We start from the raw sequence: 18,553 nt of genomic DNA on the forward strand, positions 1-18,553 counted from the left end.
TGTTGATTTTATAAGATTCATTCACTTATATTGTATAAATGAATGAATTTTAAACACCAAGGCTCGCATCTATGGATCATTTAGATCTGACCATCTTTGATTTATCTCCAATTGCGATGTGGCTACAAGACTTCAGCGGTGTTAAACAAATTTTTGAACAATGGACTGCTGAAGGTATTGAAGATATTGAAGCATATTTGATGGAGGATCACAGTCGTCTCCACCTTTGCTTGAGTACGATTCATAGCTTACGTGTTAACCAAAGTACGCTTAAACTGTATGAAGCAAAAAACTTAGAAGAAATTTTAGAAAGTTTTCAGAAGTTCCTTCATCCTGAAGTCAGCACTTTCCAAATCCAATTTTTTGTATCACTTTGGAAGAATACTGAACATCATATTCCAGTGATCAATTATACGACCAATGGAAAGCGTTTAGACGTTCAATTACGCGGTATGAAATTAAAAGGTTATGAGCATAATTGGAAATGCCTACTCATGACCACCGAAGATATTTCCCAATATCAAAAAGCACGTCATTTTGCCGAATCTTTATTTACTTATAATCCAACAGCACTATGGATCATGGATTTTAGCCAAATTAAAAAAAGATTTGAGCTGCTCCGTTTGCAAAACATTGAGAATTTAGACCAACACATTCATCAACATCCAGAATTTGTTGTGGAATGCTTTGAGCAAATAAATTTCATTGATGTCAATGAAGCGGCGCTCAAACTTTTTGCTGTGAAAGATAAATCTCAATTTTTACATCATTCTCATGATTTATTTGATATTAAACGTTTGGAAAATTTTAAAAGCCAGTTACTACAATTGTGGAATCATGAAGAATATCAACAGCGAGAAAGTAGTTTCTACAACGCGAATGGAGAACAAATCTTCGTTTTAGAACAGTTAAATATTTTTCCACATAATTTAGATGATTGGGCGGTGATACAAGTCGCCCTTACAGATATCACTGAGCGAAAAAAATTAGAAAATCACTTACATTATTTGGGTCAACATGACATTTTAACTGATTTACATAACAGAACTTATTTTAATGAAGAAATTGAACGGATTGAGCAACTTGATCTCTATCCGGTGTCTTGTATTTACATTGACATGAACGGTTTAAAAATCATCAATGATCAGTTCGGACATGATGTCGGTGATCAGTATCTAAAAAACTTTGCCGAAATTCTTCAATTTGTCACTCACAAAAAAGATTTTTCAATTTCTAGAATAGGTGGCGATGAATTTGTATTATTGATGCCTCATGCCGATGTTGAGCAAGTTAAAATCCTTGTTCATGATCTTGAAACTCAAATACATCAACATAATCTAGATCACCCTCATCTTTCTATCAGCGTTTCACTCGGACATGCCACAAGACTTAAAGGCGAAACCTTGGAAGATATGTTACGCCGTGCAGATAAATGCATGTACATTAACAAGCATCATTTTTATCAAAATAAAAATCTAACGAATTGAGCATAGGATTTAGCTCAACGTTAGCTTAGCTTAAAAAAGTGTCTTAAATCACGTAAATAATAAAAAATTTGAATTTTATATCAAAATAATTTAGTGCTATATTATCCACAATTTATTGTTTTAAAAGAAAAGTTCAAGGATAGTTATGGAGATACTTGATTCATCAATTTTTGATTTATCTCCTATCCCAATGTGGTTGGAAGATTTTAGTGCCATTCAAACCATCTTTAACCAATGGCGTAGTGATGGGGTTACTGATTTAGCTTTACATCTTCAGCAAAATCCAGATCTTGTGACTTTATGCGCACATCAAATTAAGATTGTTAAAGTAAATCAAAAAACACTCGATCTTTTTGAAGCACAAAGCCTTAAACATCTCACCCAAAATTTAAGCACCATTTTCCAACATCAAATGTTTGATGCACATGTAGCGGAATTAGTTGCACTTTGGAAGGGTGAATTAGAGTTTACAAGTACAACCACTAATTTCACCTTGAGTGGTCAACCCTTAGACATAAAACTGCGAGCTGTCGTTTTACCTGGTTCAGAACAAAGTTTAGACCGTATTTTGCTTACTACAGAAGATATTAGTGGTTATATGCAAGCTCGGCGTTTAGAAGAGAAAAATCGTCGATTAGCTGAAGCAAGATTTAGTTATTCACCCACATCATTATGGGTTGAAGACTTTAGTCGCATTAAATTAAGACTCGATCATCTTAAATCAATTGGTATTGATGATTTCAGAACTTTTTTAGATGTGCATCAAGATTTCGTACAACAATGCATTGAAGACATTGTATTACTAGACGTCAACCAAGCAACATTGGATTTATTCAAGGCATCGACGAAATCTGATTTATTTCAAAATCTAAAAAAGGTTTTCTCAAAAGAAATGCATCAAACTTTTAAGGAACAATTGATCGAACTATGGAATGGGAAAATTCATCATAGTCGTGAAGCGATTAACTATGCTTTGGATGGTTCAATTCGCTATGTTCTACTTCAATTCACTGTGTTTCCAGGTTATGAAGAAGATTGGGGGCTTGTACAACTTGCCCTAACGGACATTACAGCGCGAAAAAAAGCTGAGAGCTATTTAGAATATTTAGGTAAACACGACGTTTTAACAAAACTCAAAAATCGCTCGTTCTACACTGAAGAAATCCATCGATTGGAACGCGCACTTATTCGCCCAGTTTCTGCAATTTTTCTAGATATGAATGGCCTTAAACCGATTAATGATCAATTTGGTCATGATGCAGGTGATGAGATTTTACGCAGAATGGGTAACATCTTAAGTAGAACGATTCACAATACTAGTTATACAGCCTCTCGAATTGGAGGTGATGAATTTGTTATCCTGATGCAAGGTGCAAATGAAACTACCGTTCAGTCGACGATTTTGACCATTCAAGAATTATTGAATATCGATAATCAATATTATTCTAACCATATCATCAGTGCATCAATGGGATTTGCTACAAGCCTTGAGAATGAAACAATTGAGGATATGTTAAAGCGTGCAGATCAATCCATGTATGATCATAAGAGACAATACTACAAATATTTATCCAATAAAAATCAATAGTTTATAATATTTATATTTTTAGATCATACATTTTATTTGCTCTTGAAACACTAGTCATTGCACTGGTGTTTTTTTTGAAAAAAATCAATCTTATTCAGTTCTCATATAACCTTTACTATATTTTTCATTAAATTATGACAAAAAATTTATGATCTTGTCTAACAAAAGCAATTGATTTTAAACTAATAAAATGTGATTTTAATCACACTTTAATCACTAACAATGATTAAAAACACTTTATTTTTATAAGAGACTATAACAATGGCTTTGTTCAATTATAAATCATTCGATTACTTACCTAACTTTAAATTAAGTTCAGTTCTCTCAATTCCAGCTCAACTCGTTGGTAATGGTCTAATCGCTGCTACCAATGCTGTGAATACTGTTCTTGATGTAGTTTCTCCTATTGGTTTAGCAGGTAATGCTTTACTTGGCAAACCTTTCGAAGCAGTGCACGAACTTGGTGATAAAATTATTGATGCAGCTTCAGATGCAGTGAATTCAGTGGGTAAAGCACTTGGTGCAACCATCGAACCGAATGACACTCATCATAAAAATGAGTGGGAAGACAAAGAACTCAGCTTAGATAATATTTTAAGCCTTCCTGAGGATTTAATTGGAAACACCATTATTGGTGCAACCAATATTGCCAATGATATTCTTGATGCTGCTGCACCGATTGCTATTGCAGGAAATGCGCTTATCCCTGGTTTTGATGTTGTTCATAAAGCAGGTGATACGATTATTGATGCTGTCTCTGATGTGGCTCATGACATTGGCTCAGCGATTGGCGGGACAATTGAACCTAAAGATACGCATTATGATAATGAATGGTCTCAAGAGCTTCCATCAGCCACTGAAAATCTAAAATCAATTGTGAATACAGTTGCAAATCAAGTTGAAAATACACTTGAACCTATTTTCGATTATGTTCCTGATTTCAAATTTAGCTCAGTACTTTCTATTCCAGCTCAGTTACTAGGTAATGGTTTAGTCACGACAGCAAATTTAGTCAATACAGTTTTAGATGTGGCTTCACCTATTGGCCTAGCAGGTAATGCTCTACTTGGTAAACCATTTGAAGTTGTTCATGAGTTAGGTGACCGCATTATCGATGCAGCATCGAATTTACTCAGTGGTGCTGGTGAAGCCCTCGGCTCAAATGTGGAAGCAAAAGATACACACCACAAAAATGAATGGAAAGATGGCGAACTTAGCCTTGATTCAATTTTAAAAATTCCAAGTGAGCTGGTTGGAAATTTGATTATCGGCAAAGATGGCATCGTGAATGATTTATTAGATAGCGTTGCGCCATTGGTTAAAGTTGGTGATAAATTCATTCCTGGTTTTGAAGAAATTCATAAAGCCGGCGATGCGATTATCGATCAAATTTCAGACATTATCGTAAATATTGGTAAGGATATTGGTGCCACTCTTCCACCTTCAGACTCACATTTTGATCGAGAATGGGGTCAACCAAAACAACCAGATCAATCTAATCCATCAGATGACGGTCGTCCTAAATTCTACAAAATTGACAATCAATTTAGTTACCGCGTAAGTGAATCTGCATTTAAACAAGTTCAAGAACTATATAACAAGTTTATGTCAACTGGTTCTTTACAAGGTAAAAACTTCTGGCGCCCTATTTATACCGTGATCAAAGAAGATTTAGCATCAAACGATGCAGTGGATCAAGGTACTAAAAACTGGTTAAAAGTTGCTGAAGCTGTTGCAACAGCTGATCCTCAGAACTTCCTTTATCAATATGTTCGTTTAGGAACAGGTAAATCACTTGCAGATAAAGGCATCTATATTACGGATGAACAATTCTGGCAAGCATCAAATGTATTGATCAAAACTTTAGCTGACAATTTCTTGAATGGCGTTAAAAATGCTGATGGCGAGACTATTGTTCCAGCAGGATATTTACCAAGCTCTGATGGTAAGTTTGGATTGGTACTTATGGATGCATCGCAAGCTCTTGAAAACTTGGGTGGCGAGCTAGGTGATTGGACAGGCATCACACCATTAAGTATTCTTGATCACTATTTAGGTGTTGATACTTCACAATTGAATGGTGGTGATAGCCGTCCGTTTACTTGGTATTTAGAGCTATTAGGTGATGTGGTTAAAGCGAACTTAAAAGCTGGTGCGAGTATCTTTGATGTTGTGAATCAAATCGTGACTGAGGGCTTAAACTTCGTTGGACAATTCATCAAAGGTGAAGTACTTGACGATGGCTTCTCTTCACGTGATCAACTTGTGAATACATTGACTCAACTTGCTTATGCATATGCAGGTGATTTGGCTGGCTCTGTAGCAGTAGCGACAAACTTATTTAACCCTAATACCAACATTATCAGCACTTACTCTGTTTTCGGACGTACCTTAAACGGTAAAGATGGTAATGACATCATTAAAGGCGGTGTCGGCAACGATACGCTTGTAGGTGGTAAAGGTGATGATCTGCTCTTTGGTGGTTGGGGCAATGACATTCTAAAAGGTGGTGAAGGCATCAATGTCCTCGTAGGTGGTCGTGGTGACGATACCTATTATGTTCAATCAAAATATGACTTCGTACTTGAACACAACTATGAAGGTACAGACACTGTCATTAGTTCTGCAGATCAGTATCAATTAACCGAAAATGTTGAAAACCTTACGCTGATCAATCCAATCAAAGAACTTTTGATTGCTGGATCAGAAATTCAACAAAGTGGTACGGGTAACCAATCTGACAACATTATCACAGGTAGCAAATTCGTAAATAACGAATTAAAAGGCCTCGCTGGAGATGACACCTTAATCGCAAACGGGGGTCTAATTAACATCTTAAATGGTGGTATTGGTAACGACAAATTGTATGGCGATCTTGGTAACGAGACATACTATTTTGATCAAGGCTTTGGAGTAGATACAATCTATGAAAAAGGTGGTCAAGATACCATTCAATTTGGTGCTGGTATCTCAATTGATGATTTACTCGTTCAAGACTCTGGGAATGATCGTATCATCAAACTTAAAGATTCTGCTGATCAAATCACTATTAAAGATTGGGCAAAAGGTGAAGCACATCAAGTTGAATCAATCGTATTTAAAGACGGTTCTACATTCAACTTACTGACTCTAGATCAAAACTTAAGTTACGTGTAATTCTTAACCGCAAAAAAATAGGTGCTTAAAGCACCTATTTTTTTATCTTTTACCCATTGAGCGACGTGTACCACGTGGCGGCATCCATGTGCGATCAGCATAGCGCTGAGGCTTTGGACGTAAATCTTCGATTTCTTCATCAGCTTGCTTTGCGTCATTCACTTGCTTGATAGGAAATGGAAGATTCACTACAGGCTTCTTTTTGGGAGAATTTTCCGAACTCATTTGAGACTACTCATTTCAATCTAACGCTATTGTACGGAAATTTGTTTTTTTATGCGACCCACGTTGTTTAATGTGGATATGTATCATTTCATTAAAATTCGGTGAATTTCGTGATTTTTTGCTAATTTGCCTAGATATTGGACGACTAAAACATTCAATTTAAGCTAAGATAGTGTGCTTTTTATTTTTTAATCCCTATAAGAAGGAATACTGCCGTGGACGTACGTCTCTCTGATCGTGTCAATGCCATCAAACCGTCCCCAACGCTTGCTGTGACCAATAAAGCTGCAGAACTTAAAGCTGCTGGTAAAAACGTTATTGGTTTAGGTGCAGGTGAACCGGATTTCGATACACCACAACACATCAAAGATGCAGCAATTGCAGCGATTAACAACGGTTTCACTAAATACACCGCAGTTGACGGTACGCCAGGTCTTAAAAAAGCAATTATCGCTAAATTAAAACGTGATAATAACCTTGATTATGCTGCTAACCAGATTCTCGTTTCTTGTGGCGGTAAGCAATCATTCTTTAACCTTGCGCTTGCATTGTTAAATAAAGGCGATGAAGTAATCATCCCTGCTCCATTCTGGGTAAGCTATCCAGATATGGTGATCATCGCAGAAGGTGTGCCAGTTATTGTTAAATGTGGTGAAGAACAACGTTTCAAAATCACACCAGCTCAATTAGAAGCTGCAATTACTGATAAAACTCGCCTAGTTGTTTTAAACAGCCCTTCTAACCCAACAGGTATGATTTATACCAAAGAAGAATTAGAAGCATTAGCTGAAGTTCTTCGTAAATATCCTGAAGTATATGTTGCTTCTGATGATATGTACGAACCAATTCGTTGGGACGACGAGTTTTATAACATTGCTACAGTTGCACCAGATCTTTACGATCGCGTAATCGTTCTCAACGGTGTATCTAAAGCATATGCAATGACAGGTTGGCGTATCGGCTATGCAGCAGGTCCTGCTAAATTAATCGGCGCAATGAAGAAAATTCAATCACAATCTACTTCTAACCCAACTTCAATTTCGCAAGTTGCGGCAGAAGCTGCATTGAATGGTCCTCAAGATGTACTTAAACCAATGATTGAAGCTTTCAAACGCCGTCATGATTTAGTTGTTAATGGCTTGAATGATATCAAAGGCATTACATGCTTACCTGCTGACGGTGCATTCTATGCTTATGCAAACATTCGTCCATTGATCCGTGCAAAAGGTTTAAAATCTTGCACAGAATTCTCTGCATGGTTATTGGAAGAAACTGGTGTTGCGGTTGTTCCTGGTGATGCATTCGGTTTAGGCGGTTATATGCGTATTTCATATGCAACAGCAGATGAAGTATTGGTTGATGCGCTTGCACGTATCAAAAAAGCAGCTGACTCAATCGAAGGCGTAGATGCAGCAATTGCTTCTATCGCAGCTGAAAAATAATCTGATAAATTAATCAGATCAAAAACCCGCGATTTTCGCGGGTTTTTTTGATTAAATCTAAACCCCTTCATGCACCTACATAACCCAATACGCAAGATAAAACCTTTTGTTTAGTACGCTCGCTCACTGAAGCGAAAAAAGTGTGCTTTTAGGATTGGATAAAAGTCAGAAATTTTTTAAAAAGCAACTCAAACATGATCCAACAGTTGTCTAAGTAGCCCGCTGATAAATTAAGGTTTATACACTATTCATAGTATCGATAGCCCAATCTGAAACATCATATTTATCACTGAAAAATCCCATTTATAGATATGCTTTGCACCATCATATAGAAGTTGGAACTGATCTAAGTAACCATAATATGGGATTTAATTAATGAAAAATAAGTTCTAGAAACACCAATTCACCCTACTAAAGAAGATAAAATGACACAGGCTAACTTGGACTATATTTTAAAAAAAATCAATTCATTCAACAATTTCAGATTTAACTTGTGAAACTTTGCCTAAACTGTAAGCTGTTTATTAAACAAATGCTTTGAAGGACGAGAACAACTTAGGCATTCAACATAATATTTAAGTGGTGACTTTAATAAAATCTCGCTCACCGCATTCGACTCATTTAACCAAGCAAGCGATTTATTCGTGCCAAGAATAGCATTCCCTTTTATGGAGTAGATATAGACTTTATTTAAGTTAGCTTTTAAGTCATTTGCTGCCAAATATTGTTCAAGCGTGCATGATTGATCGTGATCAACAGACCATTTTTCAGAAAACCACAGCTGTAATAGCTCACCCAAAACCAGATGATGTTTTTTAAAAGGAAATACATCAATTACCGCGCCCTCTACTTCAATAAAATAAGCACTAGGCGAATTCAAGATAGACAGGTAATTTTGTTTATAGAATTCAAGATTGGAAAAGATCTGAGAAATGGTAAGCGTATTCATTCGCTTTCTCCTATTTTAGCCATTTAGTGCTGGCAAGTTGGTATAAATCCACACTGCTTAAAACTCTGTTTCAAGCGCTCTGTTGTTAAATAAATCTAACAAGCTCATTCTAAATTGGCAAGTAAATTTAAAAAAAACATTTTATTTGAGCAAATAAACAACATGCGGCTCAAAAGTGACAATTGTATGGCAATTTACACTTGACCCAATCTTAAATCCCCTTATAATCGCATTCAGATTCTCCAATAGCTCAGTCGGTAGAGCGACGGACTGTTAATCCGCAGGTCCCTGGTTCGAGCCCAGGTTGGAGAGCCAAATACTAAAAAGCCCAAGCATTTAAGACTTGGGCTTTTTTTATGAAAAAAAAATCCCCCACTTGGGAGGATTTTCTCAACCATATTTTAAGCTGCTTTTGCTGGAACTCCACTGTGAAAACGGAAGGTTTCATCAGGTGTTAAGATGAGTTGCTTTTCAACTTCACGAATGTGCTCTATACGACTTTGAATATCCTCCTCAGGATCTTTCAATTTCGCAGTTTTAGCCACATCCAGAGCTAGAGCCAAATAATCCTCGTAATGGCGTGATTCAGATTTTAGTAAGTAGCGATAATAGCGCCCTAATTCCTCATCGACTCTGGGCGCTAATGCATAAAAACGTTCACATGAGCGTGCTTCCACAAACGCACCAATAATTAAAACATCAATTAGCGCTTCTGGTTCATACGTCCGAATTTCTTTGCGTAAGCCACCCGCATAACGCCCAGCACTTAAACCGACCCATTGCTGCCCGCGCTTATTCATAAACTCTAAAACCTGCTCATAATGCAGCATTTCCTCACGCACTAATTGAGCGAGCTTAACTTGTAAATCTACAAAAAAGCTGTATCTAAACATGAGATTCATGGCTGTACTGGCTGCTTTCTTTTCACAGTTCGCATGATCTTGCATCAAAATATCAAGATTATTTACAGCCTCATCTAACCAAGCTTGTGGAGTTTCGCAACCAAGGAAGCCTATGACAGGCTTCATTAATTCATCATAATCAATATTTGACATAGTACTCATCAATCTTATCGTGCAGCTTTGATTGCTGCTTTCATATCTTGAACTGCTTGCGTAAGTCCTTTAAAAACAGCATCGGCAATCAGAGAATGTCCAATATTCAATTCATGTATTTGAGGAATTGCTGCAATAGGAGCAACATTGTCAAGATTAAGTCCATGCCCAGCATTTACAACCAAACCTTTAGCAGCAGCGTACTCTGTTCCACGGATAATACGTTGTAACTCTACCTGCTGTGCTTCTTCTGTTTCAGCATCTGCATAAGCACCTGTATGAATCTCAATAGTTGGCGCACCACAGGCAATTGCAGCATCAATTTGTTCAATATCAGCATCGATAAATAACGATACATCACATCCAATCGCTGCTAATTCCTGTGTAGCAGACTTAACAGCCTCAAAATTACCAACAACATCTAAGCCACCTTCGGTCGTGACTTCTTGACGCTTTTCAGGCACAAAACACACGTGATGCGGCTTTATTTCTTTAGCAAATGCCACCATCTCATCTGTCACTGCCATTTCAAGGTTCATGCGTGTTTTAAGTACAGGGCGCATGCGACGGACATCATCATCATGAATATGACGACGATCCTCACGTAAATGTAATGTAATGCCTTCGGCCCCTGCCTCTTCACAAATTAGTGCTGCCTGTACTGGATCCGGGTAGCGTGTGCCTCGAGCCTGTCTTAGAGTTGCAACATGATCAATGTTCACACCAAGCAATGCAGCCATAACATTTTCCTAATTTGATTTTGATTGAGCGTTTTGAATCCACAATTGACGACTTTTTAGTGGGCGATCACCCAATAATGAAGTAATCATTTGACGATATAATTTATTCAGTAATTGTAACTGTTCAGCGTTGAAATCTGTACCATTTTCATAATTTATCATGCTGCGAATTTGCTCACCTGTCAGTGTAGCAGCGCTTAAATAATGAACTGGTACGAATCCTTCATTTAATTGAAATTGATATTTTTGTGAAGTTAAAATTTCATTTTGGTGTGCATCTATCGAGTAATCAATCGCATAACCAAGCTCTTCTAGAAGTACGTATTCAAATTGACGAAGAATTTGCTTCAAGAATTCGTTAGGATTTGAATGTTGAGCTAATTTTTGTAAACTTTCTAATGTCTTGTGGTACTGTGCAAAAGTATCTGGCATTGCCTCTTCTAATGGGCATAATCTCAATAAGATTTCATTTAAATAAAATCCTGAAAAGAATGCATCACCATGAAAAAAAATGGGATGATTAACAATTTCTAATTTTGTGAAATTTTTTAATTCAGACTTTCCTGTCGCTTGAAGTGCGATAGGCTGATATTGCGGTGGTGGAGGTTGTCTTAGTATGCCATCAACTCGTCCATACTCTTCAGTGAATAAATGGACAATATGACTCCGCTCTCGATACTTTCGATGATGGATTAAGTATCCATGCAAAAATTCATTTCGCATCGACTAATCTTATTATTTATCTTTCTTTAGTTCTTTTTCATCATCGTCATCACCATCGGGAATAACAGCCCCAACTACTGCTGCAGTACCTTTGACGACTCCTTTGGTGGTTTTATACGCAACTTTTACAGGAACTGTGACAACTTTATGAATGCAACCTTGTAAAACCAAAGCACATACAATTATCGCAACCATCTTCATCATCATCAGCTCCTATAACCGTTTAATCCTTAGATATCACTATATCCTAGGCTTTTTAATGCACGCTCATCATCAGACCAACCGCCTTTGACTTTAACCCAAAGGGTGAGCATGATCTTTTCTTCGAACATTTTTTCCATATCAGCACGTGCATCCATACCAATTTTTTTCAACTTTGATCCTTTTTCACCGATGACAATGGCTTTTTGCCCAGGGCGATCAACAAAAATCGTAGCATCAATATAGGTACAAGCAGACTTCATACGACCAGTTTTCTCATTTAAAGTCGCTTCTTCTGTTTTAAACGATTCAATTTGAACCGTTAAATCATATGGAAGCTCTTCACCCAGTTGACGCATGATTTTTTCACGAATAATTTCAGAAGCTAAGAAGCGTTCAGAACGATCTGTGAGTTGATCTAGTGCATACAATGGTGGTTGAAACGGTAAGTATTTTTCGATCGTATCTCTAAGATGATCAAGGTTAGCGCCACGCAATGCCGATACCGGAACGATCTCAGCAAAATTCATTAATTTAGTACGTTCTTGAATTAGAGGTAATGCCTGATTTTTATTCTCAAATGTGTCCAATTTATTAATGACCAAGATGACAGGCATTTCGGCATTTTTGAGCTTCTCAAGGACTAATTCATCATTTTGAGTCCATTTGTCAGTGTCTACAACAAACAGTACAAGATTTACATCACGCAAGGCTGAATGAGCTGCACGATTCATCATTTTATTGATAGCACGGACTTCTTTCTTATGCATTCCAGGGGTGTCAACAAATACTGCCTGAGATTTCTCACGCGTATCAATACCCACAATCTTGTGTCGAGTTGTTTGAGGCTTACGAGACGTAATCGAAAGCTTCTGACCCAAAATATGGTTCATTAATGTAGATTTACCTACATTCGGACGACCTACAATTGCTACAAAGCCACTTTTGTAGTCTGAGGGAATTGTAGTACCTTGAGAACTAAAAAATTGATTGATTAAATCATTGCCGCTGTCTTGCGACTCGTGATCAGCATCGATGTGATCGGAATGAGTAGTCATGAAGACTTTTGCTCCAAAAATTTTAAAATTTCCGCCGCTACTGCTTGCTCAGCAAAACGACGACTTGAACCCTCACCCATACATTTTGGCAAGCCTTCAACCATACATTCCACTTTAAAATGTTGGTTTGGTGCATCACCCTGAATATCAACAACCTCATACACTGGGAGAGGTTTTTTACGAGCTTGAAGATACTCTTGTAAACGGGACTTAGGATCTTTCAATTGATCTGTTGGTTCAATATGATCTAAATAAGGTTCATACCATTTCAACACAATTGATTCTAACAACTTTAAATCTTGGCTATCAGTATAGATTGCACCAATAATCGCTTCGACTGTGTCAGCGAGTATCGACTCTCTATGATGACCACCAGATTTTAATTCACCAGTACTGAGTATTAAACTCTGACTAAGTTTCAAATCTGTTGCAATTTTGCCTAACGCTTCTTGTCGAACCAAAGTAGCTCGCATACGCGTCAGACGACCTTCGTTTTCATGTGGATAAGCATGATAAAGGTAATTGGCAATAATCATACCTAACAATGAATCGCCTAGAAACTCTAGGCGTTCATAGTTATGTTTATGGCTAACCGATCGGTGTGTCAACGCAAGTTGAAGTAATTCAATTTTCTTAAACTGATAACCGATGCGACTCAGTAAGCGAGAATCACTTACTTTGAACTGACCTTTGATCAAAACTTTTCTCGAATGTGAGGACTAAATCAATATTAAATAAGAATGGCTTTCTTACTTCATATTTCTTTGTCACTTGTAAACCTTGTTTAGATTTGACAGTCGCAATATCTTTGAACTCAATGTCACGGATATTGTTCATGCTAAACTTCTGCCCCATTGTTGAAGTAAACTGTTGTGGTGTTGTCGCCTTTGAGCTGATTGCAACTTGTTCTTCAATCAATTGATTGATTAGTCGGTCATCCCAATAAGGCTGCCACAATGCTACGAGCACTTTAAGTCCAAATGCCGCAACAATTACCCCTAATAAAATCGCTGTATACGATGCACCACGTTGAGTGTTACGCATTTTTTATTATCCATATATTTGAAGATTACTGAATTTGACCATTACGACTGAATGATGGCAATTTCAAACCAGCTTCTTTATGCATCCATACATAAATTGCTTGTCCTGTTAAATTTGCCTCAGGTACGAATCCCCAGATTCGACTATCAGCACTCTGATCACGGTTGTCACCCATGGCAAAGTAATATCCTTTCGGAACAGTTACTTCCCAGCTTTGACCATTTGTTCTCACAAAGCGATCATTCGCAGTGGCAACATAAGGAAGATCTTGTTTGGTTTGTGCATAATTGAAATGCGCAATAATCGGGTTTTGACCTTCCAAATTACGAACCAAATACTTATGATCACCTAAAGTTTCATAATGATAAATTGAATTTGGCGTGTCTGAAACATCTTTTTCACGATTAAATTCAGCCGATTCCGTTACAACTTTTTCACCATTGATGGTTAATTGATTATTCTCAAAAACGATATGATCACCAGGTAAACCAATAATACGCTTAATATAGCTAATTGATGGGTTTGGTGGATATCTAAATACCGCCACATCACCACGTTCAGGCTCATTGACATTCAACACTTTGGTGTTGCTAATCGGTAAACGAACACCATATTGATATTTGTTTACCAAGATATAATCACCCGTTTCCAATGCCGGAACCATGGATTCAGATGGGATATTATAAGGTTCAAAGAAGAATGATCGCAGCACTAACACAACTGCAAGTACAGGCCAAAAATCATATGCCCATGTGATAATGAAATTTTCATTCCCTTTTCCTTTGGTTGCTCTTTGTTTGAGTACCAATTTATCCAGCAACCATAATCCAAAAAAGATCAGGGTTGCAGGTACGAGAATGAGATTAAAATCAAAATCCATGGGATATTCCTTGTTGTTATCGCTCTACTTTTAACACTGCTAAGAAAGCTTCTTGTGGGATTTCTACACTACCCACCTGCTTCATACGTTTCTTACCTTCTTTCTGTTTCGCAAGAAGTTTCTTCTTACGTGAAACGTCACCACCATAACATTTCGCCAATACGTTCTTACGCATTGCTTTTACTGTTGAACGCGCGATAATTTGAGCACCAATTGCAGCTTGAATCGCCACATCAAACATTTGACGTGGAATCAAATCTTTCATTTTTTCAACAAGTGCAATACCACGATGACGCGCATCTTGACGATGACAAATCATTGCCAATGCATCGACTTTTTCACCATTGATCAAGACATCTACTTTTACAAGAGAAGAAGACTCAAAACGGACGAAGTTATAATCTAACGATGCAAAACCACGTGAACATGATTTTAATTTATCGAAGAAATCCATCACGACTTCAGCCATTGGTATTTCAAATGTAATGGCTACTTGGTTTGCCATAAACTTCATGTCTTTTTGAACACCACGGCGTTCAACGCATAACGTCATTACATTACCAAGATATTCTTGTGGCACAAGGATATTACATTCTGCGATCGGCTCACGAAGGTCTTCTACCGTCGAACCATCTGGCATTTTTGATGGACTGTCGATATAAACTGTCTCGCCACTCTTCATGACAGCTTCGTAAATCACAGTCGGTGCTGATGAAATCAGGTCTAGATCATACTCACGCTCTAAGCGCTCTTGTACAATCTCCATGTGCAGCATACCCAAGAAACCGCAACGGAAACCAAATCCTAATGCATCAGAACTTTCAGGTTCAAAGAATAATGCTGAATCGTTAATTTGCAGTTTTTGTAATGCTTCACGGAAAGGTTCAAATTCACTTGCATCAATCGGGAATAAACCTGCATATACCTGCGGTTTAACTTTTTTGAATCCAGGTAGAGTTTCTACTTCTGGCGTAGTTGCAAGTGTGATCGTATCACCGACTGGCGCACCAAAAATATCTTTGATACCAGCAATCACAAAGCCGACTTCACCTGCTTCTAAAATATCAGTTTCTGTATGTTTAGGATTGAAAATACCGACAGAGGTAATAATGTGCGTTTGACCCGTTGATTTCATCAACATTTTATCGCCTTTACGCACGCGACCTTGCTTGATACGGACTAAGGATACAACACCTAAATAGTTGTCAAACCATGAGTCAATAATTAAAGCTTGAAGCGGCGCTTCACGGTCACCCGTCGGAGCAGGAATGGTATTCACAAGTGTTTCTAAAACACCTTCGATTCCTAATCCAGTTTTAGCTGAACACGTAGGTGCTTCAGTTGCTTCAATTCCGATAATGTCTTCAATTTCTTGAATGACACGCTCAGGTTCTGCTTGAGGCAAATCGATTTTATTGAGTACAGGTAGAACCTCAAGCCCTTGCTCAATTGCTGTATAGCAGTTTGCAACTGATTGAGCTTCAACACCTTGAGCTGCATCGACAACTAAAAGCGCACCTTCACAAGCAGCAAGCGAACGTGATACTTCATATGAGAAATCCACGTGCCCTGGTGTATCAATAAAGTTGAGTTGATACTCTTCACCATTTGGATGCGTATAATAAAGCGTCACAGACGTCGCTTTAATGGTAATCCCGCGCTCACGCTCAAGCTCCATTGAGTCTAGAACTTGCGCTTGCATTTCGCGATCTTGCAAACCACCACAGGTCTGAATAAAACGGTCAGCTAATGTCGACTTCCCGTGATCGATGTGAGCAATAATCGAAAAGTTACGTATATTTTTGATATTTACGGATTTTTTAGCTTGCGCCATGGGTTACCTTGAACAATAAATTGCGCTATGCATGAAATAAAAACTACATAGCAAAAGCTGTTTAACAAATTGCGGACGATTATAGCAGATGGATTTTTCAAAGTATTCATAATAATGAACACCATGTGGTGAAATATTTAATTCGACCGACTCAAGCAATTCTTTAGTTAGCGGATAAAGAATAATCTTGAGTGAAATCCAAAGGATTTAATACCTCAGAAATAGGCTGATAAGCTTGAGTAAATGTTGGAGATAATCGTTTGGGTCTGCCTGTTGCAATCTCTACACAGGCCCATTTGGTATTTCCCACAAATAATAATGATTGGTCTGAAGGTCTAAAAAAAGCGTACTGACGAAATGAATACATCGCATTCAAATCATTAAGCCAAGTTCTTAAAATAATTTCATCATTTTCAAAACACGCCTTTCTGTAATTCATGTGATGCTCAACTGCAACCATGGCATGTTTGAGTTCTAGATATTGCTCAACCCCTAAACCCAGTTGTTCAATATGTGCTGTTGCAACATCTTGCATCCATTTTACATACACCACATTATTCACATGACCTAAAATATCAATGTCTTGTGCTATTGCTTTTATTTTAAGGTCAAAGATTGTACTCACTATATTCCCTTGTATTGCGTATTCATCATCAACATTCGAAAAGAGTTTAATATAATTTTAGAGTTAAATAAAAAAGACCTTGCTATCGCAAGGCCCTTTATTCAATTCATGTTTACTTGATTCTTAATCCGATCATGGCATTTCGCCCTTCACGGATGATACCCACTCGTGCAACGGTATTGGTTTTAAGATTAGCCACCGCCTCCACAAAATCTTGTGTTGTACTTACATTCTTACCATTAATCGAGGTGATCACATCACCAGCCATAATTCGAGATTGTGCCGCCAAACCTCCGCGTACAACCTCTTGAATGTAGACACCACCTTTAACACCAAGACGTGTTTTTTCAACAGGTGCAAGTTCGCGAATCGCAACACCTAGTGTAGGTCCGCGTTTTTTGGCTTCACTTACATTTTGCGCTTGTGCTGGTGTTTCATCTGGTGCTGATGCAAGTGTTGCTGTAATCGTACGTACACGTTCATCACGCAATATTTCTAACTGAATTTTTTGATTTGGCTGTGTTCTATTTAAGTAATTTAATAGCTCACTCGTTCTTGAAATTGCAGTTCCGTTGTATTTCAAAATAATATCATTTTGCTTTAAGCCAGCGCGCTCTGCTGGGGAATTTGGCGCAATTTCTGTGATTAAAGCACCTTCAGGTTTCGGTAACTTATAAGCTTCTGCAAGGTTACGATCAATCTCTTGTAAATGAACTCCAAGATATGAGCGACTGACTTTACCATTTTTCTTTAATTGATCTGCCACATCCATCGCCACATCGATTGGAATGGAGAATGACAATCCCATATATCCGCCAGTACCACTGAAAATACGAGAGTTCACACCAATCACTTGACCTTGTTGATTAAACAATGGTCCCCCAGAGTTACCAGGGTTTAATGCGACATCAGTTTGAATAAACGGAACTGATGTTTCACCCAACATATTTCTTGATTTGGCACTGACAATCCCCGCAGATGCCGAGTACTCAAAACCAAACGGTGAGCCAATGGCAAGAACAGGTTCTCCAACTCTTAATTGGTCGATATTCCCAGTCGAAAGTGCTGGGTAGTTCGCACCTTCAACTTTCAGTAATGCCACATCAGTACGTTCATCACTACCAATAACTTTGGCATCAATCTCGCGACGATCATTTAACATGATGGTGATTTGTGAAGCATTTTCTACAACATGATGGTTGGTAATCAGGTAACCATCACGGCTAATAAAAAATGCACTCCCAAAACCCGTTTTCTCTTGAGGAGCTTGGCGCTGCGGAATAATAATTTGATTGCCGAAGAATCGTTTCAGCAGTTCAGGTACTTGTTGTTGAAGAATTTCTTCTTGTGTCATTTTCTTAACAACATTCACGCTGACGACACCCGGACTTACTCGCTCTACAAGATTTGAAAAGTCAACAGTAGCCGCCGCTTGAGTTTGCACTGCCGCAGTAAATACTGCAGCAAAAAGTCCTGATGCTATAACGCGATTTTTCATGTTAAGTGAACTCTCATTTATGATTCTTGGATAAAATAATTTTTAGCA

General features: G+C 37.8%; 17 protein-coding genes and 1 tRNA gene. 5 read left to right on the forward strand and 13 right to left on the reverse strand.

Annotated elements, in window-relative coordinates:
- Positions 1–71: 71 nt before the first annotated feature.
- From AC1M9I_RS05285 to AC1M9I_RS05295, 3 genes are all read left to right on the forward strand, one after another.
- Positions 72–1,487 carry a diguanylate cyclase gene (locus AC1M9I_RS05285; protein ID WP_481610785.1) on the forward strand — a complete coding sequence of 472 codons (1,416 nt, stop codon included), beginning with the start codon at positions 72–74 and terminating at the stop codon, positions 1,485–1,487.
- A 145-nt stretch (positions 1,488–1,632) separates the two neighbouring features.
- Positions 1,633–3,075, forward strand: a complete 1,443-nt coding sequence (locus AC1M9I_RS05290; protein WP_481594679.1) for a sensor domain-containing diguanylate cyclase — start codon at positions 1,633–1,635, stop codon at positions 3,073–3,075.
- Between the two features lie 261 nt (positions 3,076–3,336).
- Positions 3,337–6,231 carry a calcium-binding protein gene (locus tag AC1M9I_RS05295; RefSeq protein ID WP_481594680.1) on the forward strand — a complete coding sequence of 965 codons (2,895 nt, stop codon included), beginning with the start codon at positions 3,337–3,339 and terminating at the stop codon, positions 6,229–6,231.
- A gap of 42 nt (positions 6,232–6,273) precedes the next feature.
- Here the strand turns inward: AC1M9I_RS05295 and AC1M9I_RS05300 are convergent, their stop codons facing one another.
- Complete coding sequence (locus AC1M9I_RS05300) at positions 6,274–6,456, reverse strand: hypothetical protein (protein WP_179997905.1); 183 nt, start codon at positions 6,454–6,456, stop codon at positions 6,274–6,276.
- A gap of 215 nt (positions 6,457–6,671) precedes the next feature.
- Here AC1M9I_RS05300 and AC1M9I_RS05305 point away from each other — a divergent pair, with 215 nt between their 5' ends.
- Positions 6,672–7,898: a pyridoxal phosphate-dependent aminotransferase gene (locus tag AC1M9I_RS05305; RefSeq protein ID WP_035265512.1), complete on the forward strand. Its 1,227-nt coding sequence runs from the start codon at positions 6,672–6,674 to the stop codon at positions 7,896–7,898.
- Positions 7,899–8,403: 505 nt separating this feature from the next.
- On the opposite strand, the gene AC1M9I_RS05310 is transcribed toward AC1M9I_RS05305, so the two are convergent.
- On the reverse strand, positions 8,404–8,847 hold the full coding sequence (locus AC1M9I_RS05310) for a hypothetical protein (protein ID WP_481594681.1): 444 nt from the start codon (positions 8,845–8,847) through the stop codon (positions 8,404–8,406).
- Positions 8,848–9,086: 239 nt separating this feature from the next.
- On the opposite strand from AC1M9I_RS05310, the gene AC1M9I_RS05315 reads away from it, so the two are divergent.
- Positions 9,087–9,162: transfer RNA gene (locus AC1M9I_RS05315), tRNA-Asn, on the forward strand.
- 86 nt (positions 9,163–9,248) lie between these two features.
- Here the strand turns inward: AC1M9I_RS05315 and AC1M9I_RS05320 are convergent.
- The 11 genes from AC1M9I_RS05320 to AC1M9I_RS05370 all read right to left on the reverse strand — a co-directional run bounded on the left by AC1M9I_RS05320 (position 9,249) and on the right by AC1M9I_RS05370 (position 18,505).
- Positions 9,249–9,902, reverse strand: coding sequence for a MiaE family protein (locus tag AC1M9I_RS05320; RefSeq protein WP_035267174.1), 654 nt, complete (start codon positions 9,900–9,902; stop codon positions 9,249–9,251).
- 14 nt (positions 9,903–9,916) lie between these two features.
- Positions 9,917–10,642: a pyridoxine 5'-phosphate synthase gene (gene pdxJ, locus AC1M9I_RS05325; protein WP_035267175.1), complete on the reverse strand. Its 726-nt coding sequence runs from the start codon at positions 10,640–10,642 to the stop codon at positions 9,917–9,919.
- Positions 10,643–10,651: 9 nt separating this feature from the next.
- Positions 10,652–11,365, reverse strand: coding sequence for a DNA repair protein RecO (recO, locus tag AC1M9I_RS05330; RefSeq protein WP_481594682.1), 714 nt, complete (start codon positions 11,363–11,365; stop codon positions 10,652–10,654).
- Between the two features lie 12 nt (positions 11,366–11,377).
- Positions 11,378–11,569 carry an NF038104 family lipoprotein gene (locus AC1M9I_RS05335; RefSeq protein ID WP_180028433.1) on the reverse strand — a complete coding sequence of 64 codons (192 nt, stop codon included), beginning with the start codon at positions 11,567–11,569 and terminating at the stop codon, positions 11,378–11,380.
- Positions 11,570–11,595: 26 nt separating this feature from the next.
- Positions 11,596–12,624: a GTPase Era gene (gene era / locus AC1M9I_RS05340; protein ID WP_481594683.1), complete on the reverse strand. Its 1,029-nt coding sequence runs from the start codon at positions 12,622–12,624 to the stop codon at positions 11,596–11,598.
- Positions 12,621–13,322, reverse strand: coding sequence for a ribonuclease III (gene rnc, locus AC1M9I_RS05345; RefSeq protein WP_035267179.1), 702 nt, complete (start codon positions 13,320–13,322; stop codon positions 12,621–12,623). The genes era and rnc overlap by 4 nt, the downstream gene beginning before the upstream one ends.
- Positions 13,294–13,668 (reverse strand): DUF4845 domain-containing protein, encoded by a 375-nt coding sequence (locus AC1M9I_RS05350; RefSeq protein WP_481594684.1) that lies wholly within the window; start codon positions 13,666–13,668, stop codon positions 13,294–13,296. The genes rnc and AC1M9I_RS05350 overlap by 29 nt, the downstream gene beginning before the upstream one ends.
- A 25-nt stretch (positions 13,669–13,693) precedes the next feature.
- Positions 13,694–14,548, reverse strand: coding sequence for a signal peptidase I (gene lepB, locus AC1M9I_RS05355; RefSeq protein WP_035267182.1), 855 nt, complete (start codon positions 14,546–14,548; stop codon positions 13,694–13,696).
- A gap of 16 nt (positions 14,549–14,564) precedes the next feature.
- Positions 14,565–16,382: a translation elongation factor 4 gene (gene lepA / locus AC1M9I_RS05360; protein WP_481593446.1), complete on the reverse strand. Its 1,818-nt coding sequence runs from the start codon at positions 16,380–16,382 to the stop codon at positions 14,565–14,567.
- Positions 16,383–16,545: 163 nt separating this feature from the next.
- Positions 16,546–17,007: an acyl-CoA thioesterase gene (locus AC1M9I_RS05365; protein WP_481593447.1), complete on the reverse strand. Its 462-nt coding sequence runs from the start codon at positions 17,005–17,007 to the stop codon at positions 16,546–16,548.
- 112 nt (positions 17,008–17,119) lie between these two features.
- Positions 17,120–18,505, reverse strand: coding sequence for a Do family serine endopeptidase (locus AC1M9I_RS05370; RefSeq protein WP_481594685.1), 1,386 nt, complete (start codon positions 18,503–18,505; stop codon positions 17,120–17,122).
- Between the last annotated feature and the right edge of the window lie 48 nt (positions 18,506–18,553).

Source organism: Acinetobacter sp. ANC_7553 (genome assembly GCF_056779895.1).